This is a genomic window from Streptomyces sp. NPDC052042, from assembly GCF_044548345.1.
Classification (GTDB): domain Bacteria; phylum Actinomycetota; class Actinomycetes; order Streptomycetales; family Streptomycetaceae; genus Streptomyces.
Genome location: NZ_JBIUBU010000075.1, coordinates 1 through 3,480, shown reverse-complemented (window position 1 = coordinate 3,480; position 3,480 = coordinate 1). Strand labels below are relative to the sequence as shown.

At 72.0% G+C, this 3,480-nt stretch carries 2 protein-coding genes; both read left to right on the top strand.

Features of this window, described 5'->3' with window-relative positions:
• On the top strand, window positions 1–3,256 hold a 3,256-nt coding region (locus tag ACIHCL_RS36885; RefSeq protein ID WP_399868924.1), incomplete at its 5' end, for an SDR family NAD(P)-dependent oxidoreductase.
• Between the two features lie 38 nt (window positions 3,257–3,294).
• A partial coding sequence (locus ACIHCL_RS36880) for a polyketide synthase docking domain-containing protein (RefSeq protein WP_399868923.1) occupies window positions 3,295–3,480 on the top strand: 186 nt, incomplete at its 3' end.

Below are 3,480 nucleotides of genomic sequence, written 5' to 3'. Positions count from 1 at the left end.
CGCCCACCAACACGGCACCACCACCTACCTCGAAATCGGACCCCACCCCACCCTCACCACCCTCACCCACCACACCCTCAACACCACCAACAGCACCAACAGCACCAACAGCACCAACAGCACCAACAACCCCACCCTCACCCACACCCTCCACCGCAACCACCCCGAACCACACACCCTCACCACCGCCATCGCCACCCTCCACACCCAAGGCATCCCCACCACCCCCACCCCACCCACAACCCCACCCCCAACCCACCACACCACCCTCCCCACCTACCCCTTCCAACACGACCACTACTGGATGAACCCCACCCCCTCTCGCACCGTGACGGGCGATCTGGCTGCGGCGGGCCTGACTCCAGTGGAGCACCCGCTGCTCGCGGCCGTGACGGAACTGCCGGAGACCGACACCACAGTGTGGACGGGCAAGCTGTCCGCCGCCGCCCTTCCCTGGCTTGCCGACCATCTCGTGCGGGACCGGGGCGTGGCACCCGGCACCGCTGTGCTGGAGGTCGTGCTCCAGGCCGGGGAGCGGATCGGGTTGCCTCATGTCACCGAATTGGTCCTTGAAGCGCCGCTGAGCTGGACCGTCGACGCTCCGACGGTGATCCGGACGGTCGTGGGCGCCCTGAGCCCCGAGGGCACCCGGGAGGTGATTCTCTACTCCCGCTCCGACGCCGGAACCGAATGGACTCGGCACGCGTCCGGTCGGCTGGCCGAGGCCGGCGGAAACCTACCGGGACCGGAGGAGATCGAGAGCGGCGCCTTCGCGGAGCTTTCCGGCGTCTGGCCGCCTCCCGGCGCGCAGGAGGTCGACATCACCGGCCAGTACGAGTTGTTCGCCGCCGCCGGGATGGGTTACGAAGGTGCGTTCCGTGGGCTGGGACCCGTGTGGCGCCGTGGGGACGAGATCTTCGCCGAGGTACGGCTGCCCGACGCCCACGCCGCCGATGCCGCAGGCTACGGCGTGCATCCCGCGCTGCTCGACACCGCCCTGCATCCCATCGCGCTGCTCGATCCGCTGGGCGATGGCGGGCACGGAATCCTGCCGTTCGTCTGGACCGATGTGCTGCGTCGGCGGGACGGCGGAGACACCCTCCGCGTGCGCATCGCCAGGACGGTGGAAGGCCAGGACGATCGGACCGGTCAGAACCGCCAGGACCGTACGTCCGGCGGGGCGGTGTCGGTCGCGGTGGCCGATCGCGACGGCGCCCCGGTGCTCTTCGCACGGTCGCTGGTGCTGAGCCGTATCGCCGACGCGCAGTTGCCCGCCGCGCCCGTGACTCCTCTCCACCGTCTGGACTGGGTGCCGTCACCGGAGCTCACGGAATCGACCGGGGCCGGCGGGGACGCGACCGCTCCCCAGGCTTGTGCCTCCGACGTCACCTATCTGGATCTCACCGACTCCGCCGATCACCCGTCGCCCCGGATCCAGCCCCGGGACGGACTGGCCGCAGATGTGCACAGCACCGTCCGCAGGGTCTTGGCGGCGGTACAGGCCCACCTCCAGGAGCCGGCTGACGACGCCTCACGGCTGGTGGTCCTCACCCGGGGCGCCGTCGGCCCCGAGGGAGGTGTCGGCCATCCCGCGGGGGCGGCTGCCTGGGGTCTGGTCCGCAGCGCGCAGAGCGAGCATCCCGGCCGGTTCATCCTGATCGACGTCGATGACGCGGCGGAGTCGTCGCGAGCGCTGCCCACCGTCGTGGCCGCCGTCCAAGCCGTGGACGCGCCCCAGGTCGTGGTCCGGCACGGCCGCCCGAGTGTTCCGCGCCTCGTCCCGGTGGCTGCGACCGGCACCGGCACGGAATCGCCCGAGCCGGGCCCAGCCGGGTCGCTGGATCCGGACGGCACGGTGCTGATCAGCGGCGGGACCGGCGCACTGGCCGCCGTGACCGCCCGGCATCTGGTGACCCGGTACGGCGTACGGCACTTGCTGCTGGCCAGCAGGCGTGGCGCGGACGCGCCGCAGGCCGCCGAATTGTCGTCGGAACTCGGTGCCCTGGGTGCCGACGTCGAGTTCCGGGCGTGCGATGTCGCCGACCGTGGGGCGGTTCGCCGTCTGCTGGACGGGATCCCCGCCGAACGCCCCCTCAGCTGCGTGGTGCACACCGCCGGGGTACTGGACGACGGGGTGATCTCCGCGCAGACGCCCGAGCGTGTCGCCGCCGTGCTGCGGCCCAAGGCGGATGCCGCCGTCCACTTCGACGAGCTGACCCGCGACCAGGGGCGCCCGATCCCGCTGGTGCTGTACTCCTCGGTCTCAGGCGTCCTCGGAAGCACCGGCCAGGCCGGTTACGCTGCGGCGAACGTCTTCCTCGACGCGCTTGCCGCACGGCGCCGCGCCGACGGTCACCCCGCCGTGTCGCTCGGGTGGGGCTGGTGGACCGGCGTGGGCATGGCAGCCGGTCTGGACGGGGCGGACGCCGCACGGATCCGGCGTTCCGGCATCGCCCCGCTCGACCCGCGAACGGCGATGGGCCTGTTCGACCGGGCCCTGAACCGCCCGGAACCCGCGCTGGTGCCGGTACAGCTCGACCGTGCAGCGCTTCGCGCCGCGGCACGTGCCGACAGCCTGCCGGAGGTCCTGCGTGACGTGGCCGGCGCCCCGTCCTCCTTCTCCTCCCCTTCCCAATCCCGTACGTCTTCGGGGCCCGGCGCGGCCGGTGCGGCTGCCTCGGCCGCGGCCGATGGCGGCCTGGCCGAGCGGCTCGCGGGCCGCTCCGCTCCCGAGCGACTGGCACTGCTGCTCGATCTCGTACGGACCGAGGTCGCCGCGGTGCTGGGGCACGGGACCCCCGGCGCGGTGGGGGTCGAACGCTCCTTCAGGGAAGCCGGATTCGACTCCCTCACCGCCGTGGACCTGCGCAACCGGCTGAACGCTCGTACGGGGCTGAGGCTCTCCCCGACCCTCGTCTTCGACTGCCCGACGCCATTGGCGCTGGCCGAATTCCTGCTCGCCGACCTGGATGTGCCGCCGGCCTCCGCTTCGGAGGAGGCCGGACCGGAGGAGCTGTCCGCCGCGTTCGACCGACTCACACGCGGCCTCGCGGCTCTCGACGATCCTGCTGCCCGTATCGACGCTGCCGTGCGGCTGCGCTCCCTGCTCACCGCGCTCACCACTGGCCCGGCCCCGGGCACGGACGCGAAGGCCGACTCGGAGACGGACGGCGCACTCACCGAGGTGGTTGCGGACCGGCTGGAGTCGGCCTCGGACGACGAGCTCTTCGACCTGTACGACAACGAGTTCCGGTGACCAGGTGCACGCGATGTGCCTGGCCCGGCCCCACGAGGATGACGCAGAGGAGAACCGTGTCCGCAACGAACGAGGAGAAGCTCCGGGAGTACCTGCGGCGCGCGATGGGCGACCTGCACAGCGCGCGCGAGCGGTTGGCGGATTTGGAGTCGGCACGGCATGAGCCGATCGCGGTGGTGGGTATGGCCTGCCGCTACCCCGGCCAAGTGACCACACCCGACGAG